Below are 21,683 nucleotides of genomic sequence, written 5' to 3'. Positions count from 1 at the left end.
GCTGCCCTCAGTCAACCCCTTATTCCAAATTCTAGTTTCTTCCAAGCCATGCGAAAATTACTGAGCCTGTTTCACGTATATGCATTATTATGCGTTGATTTCTGTTCCACGTCGGCACAGAAATCAACGCAATGTCGTCATAGCCCGCCCGCTGTGCTAAAAATCGCGCCCGATAGAGGTGAAAGTCGTTTGACACAATGCCGATGCGTCCCGCGCCATCAAGAAACTCCGCCGAAAAGCGTATATTCTCGCCCGTTGTTGTCGAGCGATCTTCAATCATGACACGCGAGCTGTCAATGCCCCGTGCCACCATGTAGGCATACATCGCCTCAGCCTCTGTCACCAGCGCATTTGCACCCAACCCGCCGGTCACAACTGCCGACACATTGGGATGACGGTTCATGTAATCAATAGCAAAATCCAACCGCACGGCAAGAATTCCCGACGGGTACTGTCCGTCACGCAGACCTGCACCCAACACGAGCAATATATCGGCTTCTTGATTGCGTGTACCGCTCATATTTGCAAGAATAAAACCCTGCGCCACAATGCACAACATCAGCCCGCACACCACACCGCCTTGCAACACACGGCGCATGGCAAAGGCCGCTTTACCTATCAACCCGTCATGACGACATAGCCACGCTGACAATCCATACAGCATAAAATACGGCGCAAGCACCCACGTCAATAAAAAATACAGAAATCCAAACGATCCGCCGCCCACAAACAACAACCCAAATAATGCGAAAATGGGCGCAGCAATCAGCCCCCACGGGCGATAATCCCCCCTATTCTTCAATAGCAAACCACTGTGCATAGAGTTCCTCTTTCTCTTGTTCTAAAATACCTTGTTCTTGCACCAACCATTGCAATTCGCTCGCGTTGCTGGCATTCTCTTCTATTTCACGCGCAATATCGGCGAGTTTTTCATCAATAGCATTGAGTTGTTGTTCGAGCAGCCGTTGCTTAGTTTTATCCTTACGAGCTTTGTCTTTATTGGCAGATGTTTGCACATTTTTATTGGACCTTCGATGCGAATCCCTTACAGTTTCAGCCCCCTTTTGAAAGAAGATGTCACTCGTAAGCGGCCGGGATTTACTTTCCTGCGTGCGCACAATTTTATATTGCTCATACTCCATTGCGTAATCGTGGATTTTCTGCCCTTCCAATAACCAAATGCGCTGCGCAAATTTTCCGATAAAAGCACGGTCATGGCTGACAAATAATAATGCTTGGTCATATTGTGTCAACACGTCTTCCATCCATTGCCGTGCTGCAATGTCCAAGTGGTTAGTCGGTTCGTCCATCAACAGCAGGTTGACATCGCGAAACAGCAACAAGCATAATTTCAAGCGGCTCTTTTCTCCGCCGGACAATGCGTTCACCGGCTTAAAAACATCATCGTTTAAAAACCCAAATGCGCCGAGCCTATCCCGCGCTGTTTGCACCGAGCAGTCTAACTCATACAACAGCGTATCCACTAAACTGCGCGTCGGCACAGAAAATTGCACAATTTGCGGCAAATAACCGAGCCGAACCGATGGATTGTAGCGAATCTGTCCCTCGTGCGGCTCTTGTTCCTGTAAGATATTTAGCAACGTTGTCTTTCCCGTGCCATTACCGCCCATAATGGCAATGCGCTCTTGCCCTTTGACTTGTAGTTTTATATCATCGAAAAGCACTTTTTCGCCGTAAGACTTGCCGATACCATGCAGCGTCAATAATTCATCACCCTTGAATTCACGACTGCTCACAGCGGCTTTAAGCTTCTTCTCAGACGGCGGCTTGTCAACAGTCGCCATACGCGCCGCGCGCTTTTCAATAGCAAACGCCGTTTTATGCTGCTTTTCGGTACCGCGCTCGTGCATGACCCGCGCTGTATCGAGCAACTGCCTAATTTTGCGTTGCTCTTGCGTATATGTATTTAACTGATGTTGCCGCCGCTGATCTTTTTCAGCGACATACTGACTATAATTTCCGGTATATGCCGTCATGACACCGTTTTCGAGTTCTAAAACTCGTGTGATCACCTTGTCGAGAAACACGCGGTCATGGCTGACGACCAACACCGTTCCTTTATACGTCGCCAAAAATTCCTCTAGCCACTCAACAGCCTCAAGATCCAAGTGGTTCGTTGGTTCATCAAGCAACAAAATTTCAGTCTGTTGCAGCAACAATCGTGCCAAGTTGATGCGCGTGCGTTCACCGCCTGACAGCTTTTCAAACTCTTGCGATAACACATCTTGCGAAATGCCCAACCCATTCTTAACCTTGGCAAAGTCGACATCGGCAGTAAAGCCGCCGCCATGCTCAAACTGCTCGAATAGCTTTCCGTATTTCGCCAATAGAGCTTTGTCTTGGCAACTCTGCATAGCAACCTCAAGTACGGATAGCTCGGCTTTGATGGAATTGAGCCGCTCGAACGCTGTCTTAATTACTTCTTCACCTGTCATATGCGGCGGATAATTGGGAATCTGAGACAATAATCCGACTCGCCGGCCCGGTGCGATAGATATGCTGCCGCCATCAGACTGCAGCGCACCAGTTAAAACATGCAATAGCGTCGTCTTGCCACAGCCGTTTTTGCCGACCAGCCCAACTTTATGCCCGCCGTCAACGGTAAAGGACACGTCACGAAATACCGTGCGTGCCCCAAATTCTTTTGTTACATTAATGGCTGTGATTTCTATCATGATTCAATCAATATTCCGCGACTCGTTAAACATCGGCACTCAAGGTCATCGCACCCTACATCAACGCATCAATTTGTCCGACACGGCGCATGTGCCGGCCGCCCTCAAACTCCGCGTCCAGCCACGCCGTTACAATCATCTTCGCCAACTCATCGCCGACAACACGTGCACCGATGGCCAACATATTTGCATCGTTATGCTGTCGCATCAGCATTGCCGTATACGGCTCAGAACAACAAGCGCAACGAATGCCTTTAATTTTATTCGCCGCAATATTCATGCCTACACCAGTGCCGCAAATCAAAATGCCGCGCTCAACTTTCCCGTCAGCAACAAGCTGAGCCGCCTCGGCGGCAATCAGCGGATAATCGCATGATTCATCGCTATGCGTGCCAATATCCTCAACTTGCCACCCCTTATCACGGCAAAGCTGTGCAATAACTGCTTTCAACGGTCGCGCCGTGTGATCACAGCCGATAACGAGCGCCTTCGCCATATCAATCGTTGTCCTGCTTGCCGCGATTGCCAAAGACATTCATAATATCCTTAATAAACTTATCGGCATCTTCCGCGTTATTTTCACCGCTTGATGACGCTACCTTCACAGGTGTTTCAGGTGCAGCTGTGAAGGTCGAACTTGTCGACTTGCTTTGCATACCGGCCAAGAACGGCGGCTTAAAATCGTCTGCACGCGGCGTTTCCGGCTCAGCGACCGACGCTGTTGGCGTTGGTGTTCCAAAGTTTGGCATAGGCTGCGCCACAGGCTCACGCTTAGTTGTTGCACTAAACGTGCCTGCCGACTTTTCTGTCTCAACCGGCGCACTTGCCGTGCTCTTAGGCGATTTTTCAAAGCCGGTGGCAATCACAGTCAAGCGCATGGCATCTTCCATACCCTCATCATAGATGGCGCCCAAGATAATATTGGCCCGCGGATGCGCCGCATCACTCACCATACTGAGCGCAACATCAACATCTTCCATACACAAATCAACCGAACTGGTCACGTTGACCAATACGCCCATTGCGCCGTTAATTGAGCTTTCGAGCAACGGGCTTTGAATGGCCATACGCGCCGAGTCTTCAGCCTTGGTTTTACCCTCACCGAAACCGACACCCATGTGCGCATATCCGGCGTTTTTCATGACCGCCGTCACATCGGCAAAGTCAAGGTTAATCAGTCCCGGCATTTTAATCAAATCGGCAATACTCTGCACAGCTTGTTGCAATACGTTGTCGGCAATGGCAAAGGCGTTTGCCAGCGTAATGCGCTGTTCTGACACCAATTTCAAATTCTCATTTGGAATCACCACCAACGAATCGACACGCGTATACAATTCCTCAATACCGCGCTCAGCCTGCTCCATACGCAACGCACCCTCAAACTTAAACGGCTTGGTTACGATAGCAACCGTTAAAATCCCCATCTCGTGCGCAATGTCGGCAATCACAGGCGCAGCACCAGTACCCGTGCCGCCGCCAAGGCCCGCCGTCAAGAACAGCATGTCTGTGTTTTCCAACGCCGTAGCCAATTCGGCACGTGTCTCCTCGGCCGACTTGCGCCCTACTTCCGGGTCCGCGCCCGCGCCTTGTCCGCGCGTCAATTTTTCACCAATTTGGATTTTTGTCGTTGCGTCCAATGTGCGAAGCTGTTGCTTGTCGGTGTTGACAGCAATGTAATCCACATCTGCCGCATTGTTTTTAATCATGCGGTTAATAACGTTATTGCCGCCGCCACCAATGCCGATTACCTTAATATTGACAACCCGTTGGCCGCCGACATCTTCAAGTTCGATACGCATGAAATGCACCTCTATTCTTTATGCTTATCTTTTGTTATGTAAACCCTAGAAAGTTTCGCTTCTCTATTCTACCTAAAAAAATGCGTTTGGTCAAGCTTTTTCTTGCAATTGTTTGAAATTTCTTTACACGGCGATTTAGCAGCTTATTATCACGCCTTGTATATGCCAACTGTTCGACAAGATTTCAATCCTATACCTTTCGATTTCGTTGCTTGCAATTGTTATGCATAGGACGGCCCAACTCGTCGACCACGTACAGCACTGCACCTTTGTGAGTTCGCATTTGAATGATTCGGAAAATTGTTTAATTTTTGTCCGCGGCAGCCCCTATTCCACCCAGTCAATATCTTCGCTAAACAACGCCCGCCGTTGCTCTGCCGCATCAACCAAAGTAATTGTACCGCGAGCGTTTGGGCGCTCTTGTTCAAGCTGTTGCAACATTTCTGTCAACAGGCGCAGTTTGTAGTCCAAATCACTAATCACGCCCAATCGCACAGTAAACCGTCCGTGCAATGAAAAAGTAATGTCGGCCAACGCCGTCAAGTCGAGCTCATCAAGCGAATCTAAAAAGCCATGCTTGCGAAACGCCGGCAACAATAATTCATACGTTTGCTGTTGCACATGATCAGGCGAACTGAAGTACGTGTTGACTTGTGGTTCGTACAGCCCTATGCCACGCAGGGCAAAGCCGACCACTTCAGTATTCGGCGCAGTGACCTCCAACAATCGCCCATAATAGTCAATCATCCACCGCTGCCCATCCTGGTCAATATACGCCATGGCTTGCCGCTCATCCAATTGCAACACAATTGTGCCGGGCAACCGCAGCCGAACATTGACATCGCGCAAGTAGGGAAAAGCATTGAGCAGTCGTTGCCGTACGCGCCTGCGCGGCGTCGCAAAAAGCATTCGTCCCGTACCTACATCCGCTACAGCTTGGATTTCTTCGATACTGTGGTGCGTCGCGCCCTCAATAACGACATACTCGACGCGAAAAAACAGCATTGACGCCAGCAACAACACACCGGCGATAATAAGCACGATAAACAAACGTAATAATAAGCTTTGTCTCCGCTGTCGCCTGCTGCGGACAGCATTTCTTTCGTTCGGCATATTTATAAACTCTCCTTTATCCCTGCACCCTCACAATATCCGCGCCAATCGCCACCAATGCGTCTTCTAATCTGTCATACCCGCGGTCAATGTATTTGATATTGTTGACTTGCGTCGTACCGTTCGCGCCCAGTCCCGCCACCACCAATGCCGCGCCACTGCGCAGGTCAGGACTTTCGACACGCGCCCCTTGCAAGGCCTCTACGCCCATCACCACAGCCGCGCGTCCTTCAATCTTGATGTCCGCCCCCATCCGCGCCAACTCACCGACATGTCGGTAACGATTTTCAAAAATAGTCTCAACAACCACCGATGTGCCTTGTGCTTTTGTCAACGCTGCCATTAGCGGCGCTTGCGCGTCGGTCGGAAAGCCTGGATACGGCATGGTTTTCAGCAATGGCACGGCTTGCAGCCTGCCCGTTTGCTCAACATACAGCCGGCTGGCATGGATCTCAATGCGGCAACCCGCCTGCGTCAATGCGGCGATGACCGCGCCGCATTGACGCGTATCAACTTTGTTGAGCCACACCTCACCGCCTGCAGCTGCCACAGCCGCCATATATGTCGCCGCCACAATGCGATCAGCGATCACTGTATGCGTTACTTCGCGCGCCGTCAATCCACCGCGAATGCTGATTGTCGGCGTACCGGCACCACCAACACGCACACCGCAAGACATGAGAAAACGCGCTAAATCGACAATTTCAGGTTCGCAGGCGGCATTCTGAATACGCGTCAATCCCTCTGCTCTGCTTGCCGCCAGCATGGCATTTTCGGTCGCCCCGACGCTCGGAAAAGTCAGCGCAATATCACAGCCTTTGAGCCGTTCAGCTTTAGTGACAATGCGCCCGCCTTCGGTATAAATCTCAGCCCCCAACTTACCCAAAGCATTGAGATGTAAATCAATGGGACGCAACCCAATGTCGCACCCCCCCGGCATGCCCGCCGTCGCTTCACCACATCGCGCCAGCAACGCACCCATAAAAACAATTGACGAGCGCATGCTATCCATCAGTTCATGCGGCACATCGGCACAGGTCACCGTTGACGCATCAACGGTGATTTCATTGCCGTTTCGTGTAACTTTGCAGCCCAAGTGCCGTAAAATCTGCAAAGTGATGTCAACATCGCGCAGCCGCGGGCAATTCTTAATCACACTCTGCCCTTCGAGCAGTACCGTTGCCGCCAGGATAGGCAATACGCTGTTTTTGGCTCCCTGAACATTAAGTTCTCCGCGCAATCGCCGACCGCCGTTGATTTGAAAATAACTCATTTTTTTGCCCTCCGCATAGAAAACTAGACCATTCTATGCGGAATTTTCGATATGCGTCACGGCTTGCTAATGTAGGAATGATGGCTAGAACATATCTGCAACATTGGTCTTTCGAACCTTGTGATGCTGTCTTGTCGTTAAAATTGGCGCAGTGACGACAGAACCGCGATTCTGTCATGGCAGCAAAATTTTAACGAGCGACTATTCGGCATCAACCAAATCCATAATCGTCCGATAAATGCGCTCATTGGCATCCAAAATCGCCAAACCGCGCATAGCGGCGTTCATCTTTTCCAATTTTTTCGGCGATCGCAACAGATCAATCGAAGTTTCATACAACCTCTGTCCGTTGCAATCTTTTTCCAAAATCACAACTGCGCCGCCATGTGGCTCTACCATACGGGCATTTTTTTCTTGCTGATTGCCCGTGACATTTGGCGACGGGATGAGAATGGCCGGTGTTGCTGTCACGGCCATTTCAGTCAAGGTAGACGCGCCGCTTCGTGTAATAAGTAAGTCGGCTGCCGCGACAGCGTTTGGCATATCATAAATGTATTCCTCCATACGGATAAACGGCGACTGCGCCAAGTCAATGCCGTGTGCCGCGATACGCTCGGGCATCCAGCGCATGCCAAATGTACCGGTCGCATAAATAAGCTGAAATGCCTCTGTTTTTCGCAAGCTATCGATATAATCAACCATCATTTTATTCATCTCACGCGCACCGAGTGAGCCAAAATATACGACGACGACAGGGCGATCATCTAGCTCCAACGCGCGCTTTGCCGCCGCTTTTTGCGTGTAGATAAACTCCTCACGTACCGGCGTGCCTGTCACCACAAGGTGATCTTTGCGACGATAATGTTTGACGCAGTCGTTAAACCCGACCATAACCTTGTCAACACGCCCTGCCAATGCCCGCGTTGCCAATCCCGGCACGGCATTGGACTCATGGATAGCAGTCTTAATACCACGCTTAGCAGCTTGTCGCACCATGGGAAATGCCGCGTATCCGCCTGTGCCGACAACAATATCGGGGCGATACTCGTCAATAATTCTACCCGCTTGCCGCAATACATCTGCCATACCAATGGTAGTCTTGACATTTTTCCAAAATCCCGCCGGCGTCATTTTGCGACTGAAGCTACGGCTAGAAATGCTCCGAATTTCAAAACCTTCACGTGGTACAAGCTTGTTTTCCATGCCCTTATCGCCGCCGACAAATAGCACACCGCTGCACGGCCGCCGTTCGCGAATCATTTTGGCCAGCGCAATGGCGGGATTGATATGCCCGCCCGTGCCACCGCAAGCGAAAATTATTCTCAAAATTAATCCTCCCTGTCACGCCTCGCAACGCCACCTACTCGACAAAATTCCGCCCTCCCATTTCCATCTATCGGCGAAAATCTTACGGGCTCCATTTTTGTCGGGCGGCTGTTTGGCAGCTCTGTCTGTCACGCCTTGCACGCTACTTGACAACTCTACCCTTCCCTCTTTGCCGGAATGTATTTCGATACATTCAGCACAATACCCATTTGTGCCAACTGTACCACCAGTGCCGTGCCGCCATAACTGAAAAATGGCATACTTACACCCGTTGCAGGCAGCAAATTGGTGACAACACCGATGTTCAAGAACGTCTGCAACGACAACAACGTCATAATGCCGCAGACAAGCAGTTTTCCAAACCTGTCCCGCATTTGCAATGCCAGCCAAAAACCACGCCAAATAAGTAAAATGAACAAGATAATAATCAACGATGCCCCGACAAAGCCAAGCTCTTCGGCGACAATCGAAAAGATGTAGTCATTATGCCGCTCAGGCAAGCTACCAAATTTTTGACGACTTTGTCCTAAACCTAACCCAAACAGTCCGCCCGGCCCGATGGCATACAACGATTGGATAGGCTGAAACCCCGCCCCGCGCGGGGCAATAAATGGATCTTGCCAAACCCTAATGCGCGACCGAACATGCGGCATATACTGCCACGCCAAAAAGGCTGCCGTCGTGCCACCAGCAATCAAAATAGCAAAAAATCGTTTCTTAACCCCACCGACAAACATCATCGCCATACCCGCCGAGCCAATGATGATCGCACCCGACAAATGCGGTTGTAACAGCACCAATCCACAGAACAATAACAAAATAAAGCCAAACGGCAATACGCCATACTTAAATTTTTCCATCCGCCGCCCAAACATGACAATCATTGTCGCAAAAATAATGACAATACCCAGCTTTGCCAGCTCCGACGGTTGGAATTGGAAGCCAAGATTAAACCACCGTCGCGCACCGCCGCGCGACTCGCCGGCAATCAGCACCAATGCCAGCAACACCGTCACACCAACAAGAATAAATGGTGCCGCCATCTTATAAATTTGATAATTCACACGACTTAAAATGCCCATAATAACTAGCCCAGCGAGATAAAACTGACCTTGTCGCAAAAAGAAATAACTCGGCGGTAATCCGCTTCGCACCGCCGAGGCATAGCTCGCCGAAAACATCATAATAATGCCAATAGCCGAAATGGCAAGCATCAGCAGCAAAAAAGGCAAATCAATGTGCCCGTAGGCAACGTCTTCGCCGCGGGCTTCTGGTTGTGTAGCTTGCTGTCGCGGTCTGACGTCTTGCATGATGACTCCTTTCGTTATCATAGGGCAACCCCTTTTTTACAATGACATTTATATCGCCCAAATATACGCAATGGTGCAAAGCAACACCGTACCCAATGTAAATACAAAAAACAACTTTTTCTCGCTCCAACCACTCATTTCAAAGTGATGGTGAATGGGCGTCATTTTGAACACACGCTTGCCGCCTGATGCTTTGAAATAACTCACTTGTATCACGACCGATAATGCCTCTATAATATACGCCACAGCCACGACAATTAGAATTAAAGGCATTTCAAAGGCCATCGCCATACCACACACTGCGCCACCAAGAAAGAGCGACCCGGTATCGCCCATAAAAACCTTAGCAGGGTTGAAATTATACAATAAAAACCCCAATAAACCGCCTGCCAGCGCCACGGGGAATATTGCCATATCCGGCGTTCCGCGTGATACGGCAACCAACACAAAAAACAGCGCGATGGGAATGGTCACCCCTGTGCAAAGCCCGTCGACGCCGTCTGTCAAATTGACGGCATTGACGATAAAGGTATTGTACAGGATCGCCAACAGCAAAAACAAGACCCATGGCAATATAAGTGTGATATTTGTGAAAGGAATATACACGCCCGACTCCATCAAATTCATCCAGTACAATGCCGTGATAAACGCCGCCGAAAATGCCAATTGCAAAAATAGCTTTTGCAGTACCGACAGTCCGCGATTTTGCTTGCGCTTGACTTTGGCCAGGTCATCTATCAAGCCAATGGCACTATTGAGTAATGCAAAAACAAGAATGAGCAACCATTCACGCTGTTGGCTTTGTATGCCCAACAATACACTGGCAACTATTGTGCCGATAATAAACATCAGTCCGCCCATCATAGGTGTGCCTTGTTTGCTCATATGCCATTTCGGACCAATTTCTAAAATCTGCTGCTTCATCTTAAACCGCTGCAGCATTGGCACAAGGAATAGTCCTGACAGCGCGCTAACAATAAATGCTACGGCAAATCCGATCGCCAATTTATCCATGCTGTAACGCCTCCCATGCCGCCGCGATTGCTTCCGCGTCGCTATACGGGTATTTTACGCCTTTGATGTCTAAGTAATTCTCGTCACCCTTGCCCAATACCATGACGACATCGCCGGCCCGCGCCTTCTGCAAAGCTCGTCTAATGGCCGTCTGTCGGTCACACTCCACAGTAAATTCACCGCTCGCGCCGGTTAAAATATCATCAATGATTGCCATCGGCTCTTCATAGCGCGGGTTATCACTGGTAATGATAACGTAATCGGCAGCTTGACACGCTGCTTGCGCCATTAAAGATCGCTTTTTGGCATCGCGGTCACCGCCACAACCGAACAAGGCTATCAATTTTCCCCGCGTAAAGCCCCGCGCTGCCCGCAAAGCATTAGCAATGGCATCAGGTGTATGTGCAAAATCTACAACACACGTAAACTGCGCGCCCTGTAAAGGCTGAGCTTCCATGCGTCCGGCTGTTGGGTGCAATACTTGCATGACAGCCGCAACATCACTCGGCGCATAGCCAACATGCGCACAAATGGCAATGGCAGTCAGGGCGTTATAAACCGAAAATTTCCCGGGCGTGTGCCAAACAAATACCGAATTATCATAGCCGAATTCCACGCAATCACTTTTGAGCTTAACATCCTGCGCCCGCCAGTCGGCGTCGGCATTATCAACAGCAATCGACTGTTTCAAGCAACCAATTTCGCCGAACAAACGCAATCCGTAAACATCATCAATATTAACTATAGCAAAATCACAAATGTCAAACAACTTGCGCTTGGCTTGGTAATAATTCTCCATCGTACCGTGGTAGTCGAGATGGTCTTGCGTTAAATTTGTAAATGCTGCCGTTTGAAACTGCAAACCGCCCACGCGGCGTTGATCGAGAGCGTGAGAAGATACTTCCATGACGCAATATCGGCAGCCGACTTTGACCATGCGTGCTAAGATTTCCTGCAACTCCAATGTACCGGGCGTGGTACGTTCACTTTCACTGTATTGTTCGCCGATGTATACGCCACTCGTTCCAATGCGGCCGCACGGCATACCGCTCAGCTTACCAAGCAAATCAGCGGTAATCTTAGTCACCGAAGTTTTGCCGTTTGTGCCGGTCACGCCTACCATGGTCAGTTGTTTCGCGGGATTTCCGTAAAAGTTAGCAGCAATCTGTACCAATGCGGCACGCGCATCCTCGACCAAAATATGCGGATAGTCATTCGGTCGTTCGCACACTACGACAACACAGCCGTTGCGCATGGCAGCGTCGATATAATCATGCCCATCGCTGTCAGCACCTTTGACAGCAACAAAGAGCGCGCCGGGTACGGCACGGCGTGAGTCATCAACCACAACAGTGATGTCGCAGTCAGTTGAAAGATTATGAGAGATGAGCTGGGATAGTTGCATATTTTCTCCTGTCACGCCTTATGTACGGCGACTTTGTATCAATACATTATATCATCAAAAAACGTCACTTCAATGACTCTGCCTTTGGGCACTTGCTCGCCTGCGGGGTTCGACTGTTGTTCAGCAATTACACGACCACTACTGGCACCTACTGTTCCGGCAAAGCGAATGAACAGCCCCACATTTTCCAGTGCTGCTCGCGCGTCGGATTGACTCATGCCGATTACGTCAGGCACATCGACCATCGCGTCGGGTACGGGCACGCCCATGTAAAGAATGACTTCTGTGCCGCTCAGCACCGTCGCGCCCGCCGCAGGCCGCTGCCCTGTAACCATGCTGCCATCACCCTCGGTACGAGCACTCAAGTGTCGTCCTTGCAATGTACGCCGCGCCTCTTCTGCCGATAAATTCATCACATTTGGTATGTTGACATTCATCATTTCTCTGTCGGCATCAGCATACTGCCGCTCAACACCTAAATGGGGCAAGGCTTGCTCTAATACACGCCGTGCGGCTGGTGCCGCCATGCGGCCACCGGTGCGGAAATTATTGGGCTGTCCGGGTGGCATGGGCTCATCTAAAGTAATCAACACCGCGATTTTGGGATTATCAGCTGGCGCATATGACAAAAATGACACAATATATTTACCGTATGATGCGTCCCAACGCGCACCGGTCTCGGGGTTGATTTTCTCTGATGTACCGGTCTTGCCCGCCACACGAAAGCCTGCTACTGCGCCGTTGCGCCCTGTGCCGTCCGTGACTGCGCCTTCTAACATTTCATTGACGATACGCGAGGTCTCCTCACTGATGACTTGCCGCACCATGTACGGCTCAAAACTTTCAATCAACTGCCCCTCACTATCGCGCACCTCACGCACAACAAACGGACGCATCAACCTTCCACCATTCGCGACTGCGCCGACAGAAGTCATAACCTGCAGCGGTGTAAACAGATTGCTCTGCCCAAACGATGTCATCGAAACATCCAGCGGCGTGCGCATACGTTCACGGCTCATGACGTAGCTGTTGGCCTCGCCCGGTAGGTCAATACCTGTGCGCGACAGTAGCCCAAAGGCTTCGAGGTACTCATAAAACACTTCACCGCCAATGCGTTGCCCCACCTGCATAAAGACGGGATTGCACGACATATGCATGCCTTCTATAAAGTTCAGCGACCCGTGCCCGTGCCGCCGCACACAACCAATGGGATAATCCCAGCCCTGTACTTTCAAGCTGCCTGTGCAATTGAACATATCCTCAGGACGCACAGCACCCACTTCCAGCCCAATGGCTGCTGTAATGACCTTAAACACCGAGCCGGGCTCATAAATATCGTTCACCGATTTCAATCGCCACATTTCGTTACGTTGCTGATACAGGAAGGCGTCTCGTTCTTCGCCTTCCAACGTTTCGAGTTGAGTCAATGCAGCGGAATCGGTCAAGGCAAACGGTTCGTTGAGATCGAAATTCCCCATGGTTGCCATGGCAAGAATTTCGCCTGTTTGTACATTGTAAACAATGCCTTGGGCACGTTGTTGAACATGATTAACTTCAACAGCCTCGCGCAAGGCATTTTCAAGGAAATATTGAATTGAAGAATCAATGGTCAGCACAACATCATTGCCATCGCTCGCGTCGATGTAACGTTCAAACTGAAAAGGCACAACATTGCCCGATGCGTCCTGCACGTTGACAATTTGACCCGGTACACCGCTCAAGAATGAATCAAAACGCATTTCAACGCCATGCAGACCCGTGTTTTCAAAACCGGTAAAGCCGACGATGTGTGAAGCAACATCGTTGAGCGGGTATACGCGCTTGGTGTCAGGAATCAAGTGAATAATGTCGCCCAATCGATTTTCACGGGTAAACTCCCGTACGCTGCCGGCAACCTCACGGTCAACGCGCCGCGCAATATACTCGTTTCCGGAAAAGCTGCGCTCAGCACGTGCATAAATCCACTGTTCACTTACATTGTCGAGAATTTCCGACAGCCCTTGTGCCACAAGCGCACGCGTCTCATCAACCGTACGCGTTTGGGTCGCTCGAATTTGCGACGGATTGATAACCACTGTTTCAACACTGATGCTTTGTGCCAACACGACACCATTACGGTCAAGAATTCTGCCACGATTGGGATGAATGACGGTATTGCTCGTCTGCTGGTTCTGTGCCAGTTGCGTAAAGTGGTCATGCTGCACAATCTGAATATGATACAATTGTGCAACAGGGAAGATGAAAACGACAAAACTAAACAACACGGCAATGACCCAAATGCGTTTATCAATTTTTCGCCGTGCACGTTTAGTGTTAATGTTTTCCATCGTCATCTTCCTCCTGTTGTCGTTGTAAAAAATGCAAATGGGCGCAGCGCGGTAGCCGCTTCATAGCACCCTCTACCCAGCATTACAATCTTATTTCCCGGCGTTGTATGATAGAACTAGCCGAATAATCCCGTGACCCAATTCCAAATGCGTTCCAAGAATCCCTCTTGTGTATAAACTACTGCGCGATCTTGGCCGCCTAGGTTGACATGCACAACCTGGTCGGGCGCAGGCGGCAACATGCCGATTCCGCGCGCCTCAGCAGTAATTTCATGTATTGTCAGCCCACCGGCAAATTCTTGCAGCAAGGCTTGTTCCTCCATTTGCAGTGCTTGCAAGGCACGTTCAAGTCGTAGATTTTCAGCATTGACCGTCCACATGCGATTGTAACTGAAAATGACAGCGACTAGCAATGCCGCGACAACAGCAAATGCCGCCAACACTTTGTATGGTATGCGGGTCTTTTCTATAATCTTTTTCGGTGCCTGTAATGCTTGCTCTTCTTCGAGCAATTCCAATGGCACTTCCGGCTCTACAACGATTTGTCGTCGCTCAAAACGGGAATAATCAGGCGCGATTTGTGGTGTTGGCATAGTGAGGGCTCCTTTCATTTAGTTAAGAAGAGACATGAATTTGTTTTTATATCTTTTCTGCAACTCTGAGCTTTGCGCTTTTGGCGCGGGAGTTGGCAATGCATTCATCAGGGGGCGCCGTAATGGCCCTTTTTGAAATCAGCCGCAAGGTCGGTGCATGATTACATTGACATATAGGGCTTTTGGGAGGGCAGACACAGGTCAACGATTGTGACTTCATGGTGGTCTTAACGATTCGATCTTCAAGGGAGTGGAAACTTATAACAGCCAGGCGTCCATTTGGGTTGAGCAACGCGATGGCCTTGTACAGGCTGTCTTGCAATGATGTCAGTTCATCATTCACGGATATGCGCAACGCTTGAAACACACGCATGGCGGGATGTTGCGCCTCACGGCGGGCTTTGGGCGGCATGGCTTGCTTGATGATTTCGACGAGCTGCAACGTCGTTTCAATGGGGGCAATGCCGCGCTGCCGCGCGATAGCATTGGCGATTTGAAAACTGTATCGTTCTTCGCCGTAGTCGCGCAGGATGCACATCAGCTCAGCGACGGAAAATCGATTGACGACATCGTATGCGGTCAGCGATTGTGCGATGTCCATGCGCATATCTAAACGCGCATCTTTCATATAAGAGAAACCGCGTTCGGCTTGATCTATCTGCGGCGACGATACGCCTAAGTCATATAAAATGCCGTCCAGTTTTGTAATGCCAAGCCGACTGAGCAAGACATCCATTTGCGCGTAATTGCCGCGCAGAACAGTGATCTCGGGATAGTGTGCCTGCGCATAGGCAATGGCTTCAGCATCTCGGTCAATGGCGATGACTTTGCCGCCACGCTGTGCGATGGCCGCGCTGTGTCCGCCGCGCCCTAACGTCGCGTCAAGATAAACGCCGTCTTGCCTAATTGCTAACGCGTCCAAGCACTCGTTGAGCATGACGGGCAGATGAAAATTAGAAGCCATATTCATCCATGGCGTTTGCCAGGTCATCGGCGGTAAACTCTTCATCGAAAGCTTGCCATCTGTCAGGTTGCCACAGCTCAGCCCGATCGATGACACCAACGATGACAGCTTCTTGTTCAAGCCCGGCATAGGCACGCAACTCCTGGGGGAGAACGATCCGGCCCTGTGCATCGACATCGCAGCGGACGGCGCTGGCACAGATAGCACGCTGTAACTTCCGCGCCTGAGAACCTATTTCACTTTTTAGTTTGGCTTCAAATGCTGCCCAATGTTCGAGTGAATAAACTGTCAAGCACTTGTCGTTGCCCTTAACCAAATACACACTATCGCCCAACTCTTCACGCAGTTTGGCGGGCAGCGACATACGGCTCTTACTGTCAATGCTATGATTATACTTACCGGTCATATTATGCCCACCTCCTTGTTACGTCTCGTATCCGGCGAATTCCACATATGGGATACTTCCCCACACTATCCCACTATATGGTCACAGTATACTCTATCGCGCCGTAAATTGCAAGCCCTTTTTAGTAAATTGATTGCTTTTTCTGCAGAAATATAGCTTGATTACGAGTTTTTGGCGCATTTTTGTTCGATACTTATGTTCTGTTTTTCGCTTTTGACAACCTGTATGTTGTGGTTGACTGATGCACAAAGTTGACATAACACTATATGTTGTGGTTGAGATATGTCGTGCGCAGCTCGGGGAAATCATTCGCTTGGCTGCACCGACTGGCCATTTTATCAAGAGAACCCGGGTGCCCTTGCCCGCAAAATGCCTCGTTTTCCTTACGACGCCCTGCAAAATACCTGACAAATGCCTGTAAAACACCCTATCAATTGGCGATAAAATCACGAAAAGCCCCGCACGATAAGGTGCGGGGCTTTGGAAATATTTAGTTGGTTTACTATGCCAAGGGTAAATTAATCATTGATACCGGCGCAAACATATCGAACGGCATGGTGAGGCGAAATTCGCGCACTGTTATGTTGCCGCCGACTGGCCAGAACTGCATGCCGGCGAAGACAAAGGTGTCTTCTACAAAGTCAATCCACTCAAAGTGAAAGACATCGGGTTCATTAGTGGGAAGGGTTGCAAAACGGCTGTTGAGCAGCTGATGCAGCGTCCGTGTGCCGGTATAGTGGCCTGACAAGAGGTCGCCCGCATTGCTGAAGTAATTTTGCCAGTTGGAGAAGTCGGGCAACAAGTCAACAAACGCGCCGTTGACAAAGATGCTGTAGACAGAGTATGTGTCCCAGTCGTATGTCAAAATGGCTGCTTCACTTGCCACTTCAATGTCAAAGTGCAGTGTGATGTACGGCCACATTTCACGCGGCCAAGTCATTGTCTCGGCCATTTCGGCATCAAACTCAAAGAGTGCGTTTGGCCGACCACCACCGCTGTTGACAAAAGTGTATGCACCGCCAACGTTGGTGACTTGAGCTGTGCCGCCACCTGCATCAGTGATGACCCAGCCACTGGTCGGCAAATCAAACAAGTCGAACAGAACGACGCCCTCGGGCGGAGTCGGCGGATTTCTCCAATCGGTTTCCAGCAACATGCGCACCATGCCGGTGAGCAGTTGTTGGGTGTGGAACTCGAAGTTGGGGTTGAAGATGAAGAGCGGGTCGCCGGGCGGGGTGCCGGTAGTGGCCGTGCTGAGCATGACTTCGTGGTAGTATAAGAATGCCACGGCGTCACGCGCCCAAGACTGGATGCCGCCCCCTCCGCCGCCAATATGCCAATCGGCAAAATCGATCGCCGGCGGGAAACCTATGGTGGTATAGCCCAACACTTCCATCATACGTGCCAAGCCAACAGCGGCTTGTGCGCGCGTCAAGGTGTAATCGGGTCCGAAGCCAAATACGCCGCCGAATTCGCCGCCTTGCAGGATGCCCATGATCGCCAAGGCTTGGATTTCATCGAACAGCGGGTGGGTTTCCGGGATATCGGGGAAGAACGGGCCGGGGGTCGGGGTAATATCGGCGCCGGTTCTGTCTTTCCAGTCACTTACAACGTCGTTAATGGTTGGCAAGCCTGTATAGACAACCATGTAGCTGGCCAGCAATTCGGCGATGTACCAGCGCGGTGCGCCTTGACGGTAGAGAACGCCTTGCGGCAACGCGTCACCGACGATGCCGTGCTGACGGGCACGAATCATATCGGGAATGGCCCAGCTGTTTGGTGTGTCTTCAGCTTCAGCCCAGGTGTCGATCGCGCCGACCTCGATGGTCAACATTGCCGCCAGGCCGGCAAAGCCTGTTGCCGTACCGCGAACACGTACCCGCACAGCACCGGGCGCCAAGCCGGTGATTTCGATGCCTGTTGCGTTAGTCCAAGTGTCGCCGCCGTCGGTGCTAAATTCCATCGCAGTGGTGACGCCGGTGATGCGGCCGTCATTTATCGTCGCTGAGCTTGTTGCCACAGCCGTCAGGCCCGTCGGCGCGGCGGGGCGGGCGGGAACAAAGAGCATTTGCGGCTTGCTATCAGAGGTGTCTTCACCGTCACCTACACGGACGATGCTCAGCGTTGTGCCAAACCATGCGGGATCAATTGCCGTCGAGTTGGTTATTACGCCACCGGCGGAAAAATCGACAGCAACGCCATTGATGGTATAGTTAGTTGTCGCAAAGCCCGTCAAAAATTCACCGGGGAAGTTAATCGAAATGTTCGGCGTTTCTTCGGGCTCAACATTTGCAGGCACGCGCACGAAGACATTGTCGTAGACAACTGTCGTACTGAACCCGAATAGGGCGATGCTGCCGGAATTTGCGCCGAGTTGCAAGAAGCCGGCGTCGCCGGGGTTGTTGCCCATAACACCGCGATAATAGTCGGTGATGTCCATGCTGACGAAATAGGCACCGTCTTTATAGATGGTCAGCTGCGTGCCGCGGACGCGATAAAGCCAATCGTGCGTTGAGGCGGCGGCAAACGGACCGGGACGATTTTCGGCAGGCCAGTTGCCTGTTTGAAATTGCGTGTCGTCACGCATGATGTTTTCATCGGTAAAGCGCGGCAGACCGACGATGACGTTGGCGTTCGGATTGCCGGGCAGGATGACGGTGGCGAGGCCGTAATGGTTGTGCCCGCCTCTCAGCATATCATCTTGCACACGGAGACGTGTATCATGACGGCCGGCTGAGGTGGCTGTGTAGCCAAGGTCAAAATCCCAGACATCGACGGGCAGCATAATCAAAGTATGCCCAGATACCGCACCGTTGTCCAGCGTCAGCGTGCCGTCTTGAACATTGACCGCAAGATCGCTGGCTGCATTGGCGAGCCACCAGTCTTCGGGCAGCTCTGTCAGCCCTTCGAAGTCCTCATTAATCAAGTATACATAGTCTCTTTCACCACCTACGACGTCTAACTCTAAGTTGTCGTCCGGCATGGCGAAAGAGGCAAAGAACCTGCCGCCCGCGGCAAAGAGCGAGTAGTTGATGCCACCGAGCGCGGGGATGCTTACGCCCGCCAAACCGCCAACATCGAGTTCAATGACTATGGTTTGTCCGACGGTAAAGTCGGCCGCCGGCGTGAGCAAGCCGTCTAATGTATCGGGATCGACAAATCCCATGCGGTCGCCAAGGATGATGCCGTATGCCGGAGGCGCATAATACCAGTCGAATTTTTCGACGCTGATGTTTCCGCCACCCGCATAGTTTTGGTCACCCCAAATTTCAAAGCCGTTTACCACAGCGATGTTGCTGTCGGCCAGGTTGGCGTTGAATGCGATGATGTCGGCCAAGCTGATTTTGCCTTCGTGTGTATCGGCAGGTGCAAAACCGCTTGTTGTGCCTGTACCAAGAACACTTCTCCAACTTTCACCTACACCACGATAGCCGGGCTGGTGGGCGTGGACACGGATGTTAAAAGGCATTGTGGCTACGACACGGTAGCTGATGTAATGCTCATCGGCACGCAGATTTTGGTTGACAAACGCACCGGCACCGGCGGTATTGAGCGAGCCGGCCGTTGTCAAGTGCCAGAACTGGCGGCGGAGCTGCGGATGTACTCCTGCGTCTGCCGCTGTGATATTCATGACGAGCGGGTTGCCTGCCATGCCTGTCAACGTCGAGCCGCCCGGTGCTACCGGTGTGCCGACGCCCGAAACCCACGGTCCAATGTGAACTTCGTTTGTCGGGCCGGCTTGGTTCAGGAAGCTGCCGACACGTCCGCCGGCTCTGGGCACACTGACAACAACCAGCGTAATGTCTACGGCCCTATCCGGCATGGTGAATACCAAATCTGTGCCGTCGATGGTCGGCGTAATGCCGGCCAAACCGCCGACAGCGCGGATGCTGAAGCCTGCACGCAGGACTTCGAGGGAAACGGTTTCGCCGACATCAAATGTGCCGACGTAAGCGCCGTCCACCGTCACGGCATAACTGCCGGTGATGGGTGGTTGGTTGTCGCGCACCAGCACCATACCGTTAGCAATAGAGCGTTGGAATGTCGACGGCACACCACCGCTCATGCCGGCGGCGAACGTCACTAACGTATTGCCGATGGTCATGGTCGAGCTGCCGCCGCCGTCGAAGTTCCAAACATTGACGGCCCCGCGGTCGACCAACTGCTGGCGTGCTTGCGGAATGCTCATACCGCTGCTGTTGCCGCTGGCAACAGCCCATAGCTGTGTGCCATCGGCCGTTACGCCAAAGACGGTGCGGGGGCGATATGAGTTCCAAACAAGGCCGCCGCTTTGCCCTTGTGTAATGTTATGGTCTATACCATCACGATGTACCCAAAGCGCAGCAGGAACTGCTTCCACCACTTCTGTCCAATCCACCGTGCAAGTGAAGTTCGGCATTGCGGGGAATGTGATGTGATTGATGCGCGGGTCCGGTGTATTTGTGCTGCGATTGGTGACTGTATGGTTAATGGTGACTATATCGCCGACATTCAACCCGTTTAAGAAAGCGACGTCAGCGGCATTTCTTGCCACAAGGCGGGCGTGGTCGGGCGCGATGACGGCGTTATTGACCCCGTCATGTGCCGCTTGCACGACACGCATAGTCAGCGTTTCGCCAAACGCCATACGCCCTGACAGTACTTCAAGATAAACATCCCGTGCGCCTGCTAAGCGCGCAGCCGGCGTGACAGCTTCCGGGGCGAAGTGTTCTGTCCACAGTATCAGGTCGCTCCATGGAGGCGGATTTCCTTGGAAGTCTCCGCGGCCCGTATTCAGCCCCGTAAAGGTACGAGGCGCACCACCGTTGACCGAAAGGTTCATGGTATGGAAGGGGTTCAATCCGTAGACAAAGGTGCCGTCGGCTTTCCATCCCAAAAGATATTGCTCTGCGCCGACATATTCGGATGTGCCGCCCGGGCCCCAGTTGCGCATAAGAATGCCATCACGGATGAACGCACCCTGCGATGCAACTTGTGTCCCCGCAGGGACACCCAGTCCGAATAAGCCGGTGTTCATGGCGGCAACGACATCATAGCCCGCTTCACCGTAGCTTGTTGCCATTTGGCCGACGGTGCGGAATCCTTCAACCTGTCCGTAGCGCGGCAAACCTGCCAAGACGCGTACAGGCGCATTCGGCGCGATTTCCAATACATTGAAGCGGAGATCGCTGCCAACACCACTGTTGGCAATTTGCGTGTGCGTTATGCCCGGAATGTCATTGACATTCTCAGGTGTTGACGGCGTACCCGTCTGTGCCTGTGCCGCGTTCGCTCCAAATACGGGCACGAGGGTGAACAACATCGCCAGCGCAAGTAGAAACGATGCCGTTCGTTTGCATGATTTACGATACTTTGCCATTATGTATTTCCTCCTCTTTTTCTGTGGGATATGCATCCCTAATTACTAGAAAGTATACCATGAACACGGCGTGAATGGCAAGTGTTTTTTACATGATT

The 21,683-nt window shown here is 51.5% G+C and carries 15 protein-coding genes; all 15 read right to left on the bottom strand.

Going from position 1 to position 21,683, the window contains the following annotated elements; genetic code table 11:
- Positions 1 to 31 precede the first annotated feature (31 nt).
- A complete protein-coding gene (locus tag FWE06_00515) occupies positions 32 to 820 on the bottom strand; it encodes a YdcF family protein (GenBank protein ID MCL2545663.1) in 789 nt (262 codons plus the stop codon).
- On the bottom strand, positions 792 to 2,696 hold the full coding sequence (locus FWE06_00510; GenBank protein ID MCL2545662.1) for an ABC-F family ATP-binding cassette domain-containing protein: 1,905 nt from the start codon (positions 2,694 to 2,696) through the stop codon (positions 792 to 794). Before FWE06_00510 ends, FWE06_00515 begins: the two co-directional genes overlap by 29 nt.
- A gap of 55 nt (positions 2,697 to 2,751) precedes the next feature.
- Positions 2,752 to 3,231, bottom strand: a complete 480-nt coding sequence (gene rpiB, locus FWE06_00505; GenBank protein ID MCL2545661.1) for a ribose 5-phosphate isomerase B — start codon at positions 3,229 to 3,231, stop codon at positions 2,752 to 2,754.
- Entirely contained in the window at positions 3,194 to 4,495 is a 1,302-nt protein-coding gene (gene ftsZ, locus FWE06_00500) for a cell division protein FtsZ (protein MCL2545660.1), read from the bottom strand. Before ftsZ ends, rpiB begins: the two co-directional genes overlap by 38 nt.
- 327 nt (positions 4,496 to 4,822) lie before the next feature.
- The gene (locus FWE06_00495; protein ID MCL2545659.1) at positions 4,823 to 5,608 is read right to left on the bottom strand and encodes an FtsQ-type POTRA domain-containing protein; all 786 of its coding nucleotides are present in this window, start codon (positions 5,606 to 5,608) and stop codon (positions 4,823 to 4,825) included.
- Between the two features lie 16 nt (positions 5,609 to 5,624).
- Complete coding sequence (murA, locus tag FWE06_00490) at positions 5,625 to 6,881, bottom strand: UDP-N-acetylglucosamine 1-carboxyvinyltransferase (GenBank protein MCL2545658.1); 1,257 nt, start codon at positions 6,879 to 6,881, stop codon at positions 5,625 to 5,627.
- Positions 6,882 to 7,082: 201 nt separating this feature from the next.
- The gene (locus tag FWE06_00485) at positions 7,083 to 8,207 is read right to left on the bottom strand and encodes a UDP-N-acetylglucosamine--N-acetylmuramyl-(pentapeptide) pyrophosphoryl-undecaprenol N-acetylglucosamine transferase (protein ID MCL2545657.1); all 1,125 of its coding nucleotides are present in this window, start codon (positions 8,205 to 8,207) and stop codon (positions 7,083 to 7,085) included.
- A 155-nt stretch (positions 8,208 to 8,362) separates the two neighbouring features.
- Positions 8,363 to 9,517 carry a putative lipid II flippase FtsW gene (locus FWE06_00480; protein MCL2545656.1) on the bottom strand — a complete coding sequence of 385 codons (1,155 nt, stop codon included), beginning with the start codon at positions 9,515 to 9,517 and terminating at the stop codon, positions 8,363 to 8,365.
- 48 nt (positions 9,518 to 9,565) lie between these two features.
- Positions 9,566 to 10,531 (bottom strand): phospho-N-acetylmuramoyl-pentapeptide-transferase, encoded by a 966-nt coding sequence (gene mraY / locus FWE06_00475; GenBank protein ID MCL2545655.1) that lies wholly within the window; start codon positions 10,529 to 10,531, stop codon positions 9,566 to 9,568.
- On the bottom strand, positions 10,524 to 11,936 hold the full coding sequence (locus tag FWE06_00470; protein ID MCL2545654.1) for a UDP-N-acetylmuramoyl-L-alanyl-D-glutamate--2,6-diaminopimelate ligase: 1,413 nt from the start codon (positions 11,934 to 11,936) through the stop codon (positions 10,524 to 10,526). The genes mraY and FWE06_00470 overlap by 8 nt, the downstream gene beginning before the upstream one ends.
- Positions 11,937 to 11,974: 38 nt before the next feature.
- The gene (locus FWE06_00465) at positions 11,975 to 14,263 is read right to left on the bottom strand and encodes a penicillin-binding transpeptidase domain-containing protein (protein ID MCL2545653.1); all 2,289 of its coding nucleotides are present in this window, start codon (positions 14,261 to 14,263) and stop codon (positions 11,975 to 11,977) included.
- Positions 14,264 to 14,379: 116 nt separating this feature from the next.
- The gene (locus FWE06_00460) at positions 14,380 to 14,856 is read right to left on the bottom strand and encodes a hypothetical protein (GenBank protein MCL2545652.1); all 477 of its coding nucleotides are present in this window, start codon (positions 14,854 to 14,856) and stop codon (positions 14,380 to 14,382) included.
- Positions 14,857 to 14,902: 46 nt separating this feature from the next.
- The gene (gene rsmH, locus FWE06_00455) at positions 14,903 to 15,820 is read right to left on the bottom strand and encodes a 16S rRNA (cytosine(1402)-N(4))-methyltransferase RsmH (protein ID MCL2545651.1); all 918 of its coding nucleotides are present in this window, start codon (positions 15,818 to 15,820) and stop codon (positions 14,903 to 14,905) included.
- Complete coding sequence (gene mraZ / locus FWE06_00450) at positions 15,810 to 16,226, bottom strand: division/cell wall cluster transcriptional repressor MraZ (GenBank protein ID MCL2545650.1); 417 nt, start codon at positions 16,224 to 16,226, stop codon at positions 15,810 to 15,812. The genes rsmH and mraZ overlap by 11 nt, the downstream gene beginning before the upstream one ends.
- Before the next feature lie 502 nt (positions 16,227 to 16,728).
- Positions 16,729 to 21,585, bottom strand: coding sequence for a phosphodiester glycosidase family protein (locus FWE06_00445; protein MCL2545649.1), 4,857 nt, complete (start codon positions 21,583 to 21,585; stop codon positions 16,729 to 16,731).
- Positions 21,586 to 21,683: the final 98 nt, after the last annotated feature.

The sequence above is a fragment of the Oscillospiraceae bacterium genome (genome assembly GCA_009780275.1).
Taxonomy (GTDB): domain Bacteria; phylum Bacillota; class Clostridia; order Oscillospirales; family UBA929; genus WRAI01.
The sequence above is the reverse complement of the archived record's forward strand: the minus strand, read 5'-3'. Positions and strand labels throughout refer to the sequence as shown.

Excerpts from the sequence above, each read along its gene's own strand:
- FWE06_00510 (MCL2545662.1), bottom strand. The coding sequence starts at position 2,696 with ATGATAGAAATCACAGCCATTAATGTAACAAAAGAATTTGGGGCACGC.
- mraY (MCL2545655.1), bottom strand. The coding sequence starts at position 10,531 with ATGGATAAATTGGCGATCGGATTTGCCGTAGCATTTATTGTTAGCGCG.
- FWE06_00495 (MCL2545659.1), bottom strand. The coding sequence starts at position 5,608 with ATGCCGAACGAAAGAAATGCTGTCCGCAGCAGGCGACAGCGGAGACAA.
- ftsZ (MCL2545660.1), bottom strand. The coding sequence starts at position 4,495 with ATGCGTATCGAACTTGAAGATGTCGGCGGCCAACGGGTTGTCAATATT.
- FWE06_00465 (MCL2545653.1), bottom strand. The coding sequence starts at position 14,263 with ATGGAAAACATTAACACTAAACGTGCACGGCGAAAAATTGATAAACGC.
- FWE06_00470 (MCL2545654.1), bottom strand. The coding sequence starts at position 11,936 with ATGCAACTATCCCAGCTCATCTCTCATAATCTTTCAACTGACTGCGAC.
- murA (MCL2545658.1), bottom strand. The coding sequence starts at position 6,881 with ATGAGTTATTTTCAAATCAACGGCGGTCGGCGATTGCGCGGAGAACTT.
- FWE06_00480 (MCL2545656.1), bottom strand. The coding sequence starts at position 9,517 with ATGCAAGACGTCAGACCGCGACAGCAAGCTACACAACCAGAAGCCCGC.
- FWE06_00515 (MCL2545663.1), bottom strand. The coding sequence starts at position 820 with ATGCACAGTGGTTTGCTATTGAAGAATAGGGGGGATTATCGCCCGTGG.
- FWE06_00460 (MCL2545652.1), bottom strand. The coding sequence starts at position 14,856 with ATGCCAACACCACAAATCGCGCCTGATTATTCCCGTTTTGAGCGACGA.
- rpiB (MCL2545661.1), bottom strand. The coding sequence starts at position 3,231 with ATGTCTTTGGCAATCGCGGCAAGCAGGACAACGATTGATATGGCGAAG.
- rsmH (MCL2545651.1), bottom strand. The coding sequence starts at position 15,820 with ATGGCTTCTAATTTTCATCTGCCCGTCATGCTCAACGAGTGCTTGGAC.
- mraZ (MCL2545650.1), bottom strand. The coding sequence starts at position 16,226 with ATGACCGGTAAGTATAATCATAGCATTGACAGTAAGAGCCGTATGTCG.
- FWE06_00445 (MCL2545649.1), bottom strand. The coding sequence starts at position 21,585 with ATGGCAAAGTATCGTAAATCATGCAAACGAACGGCATCGTTTCTACTT.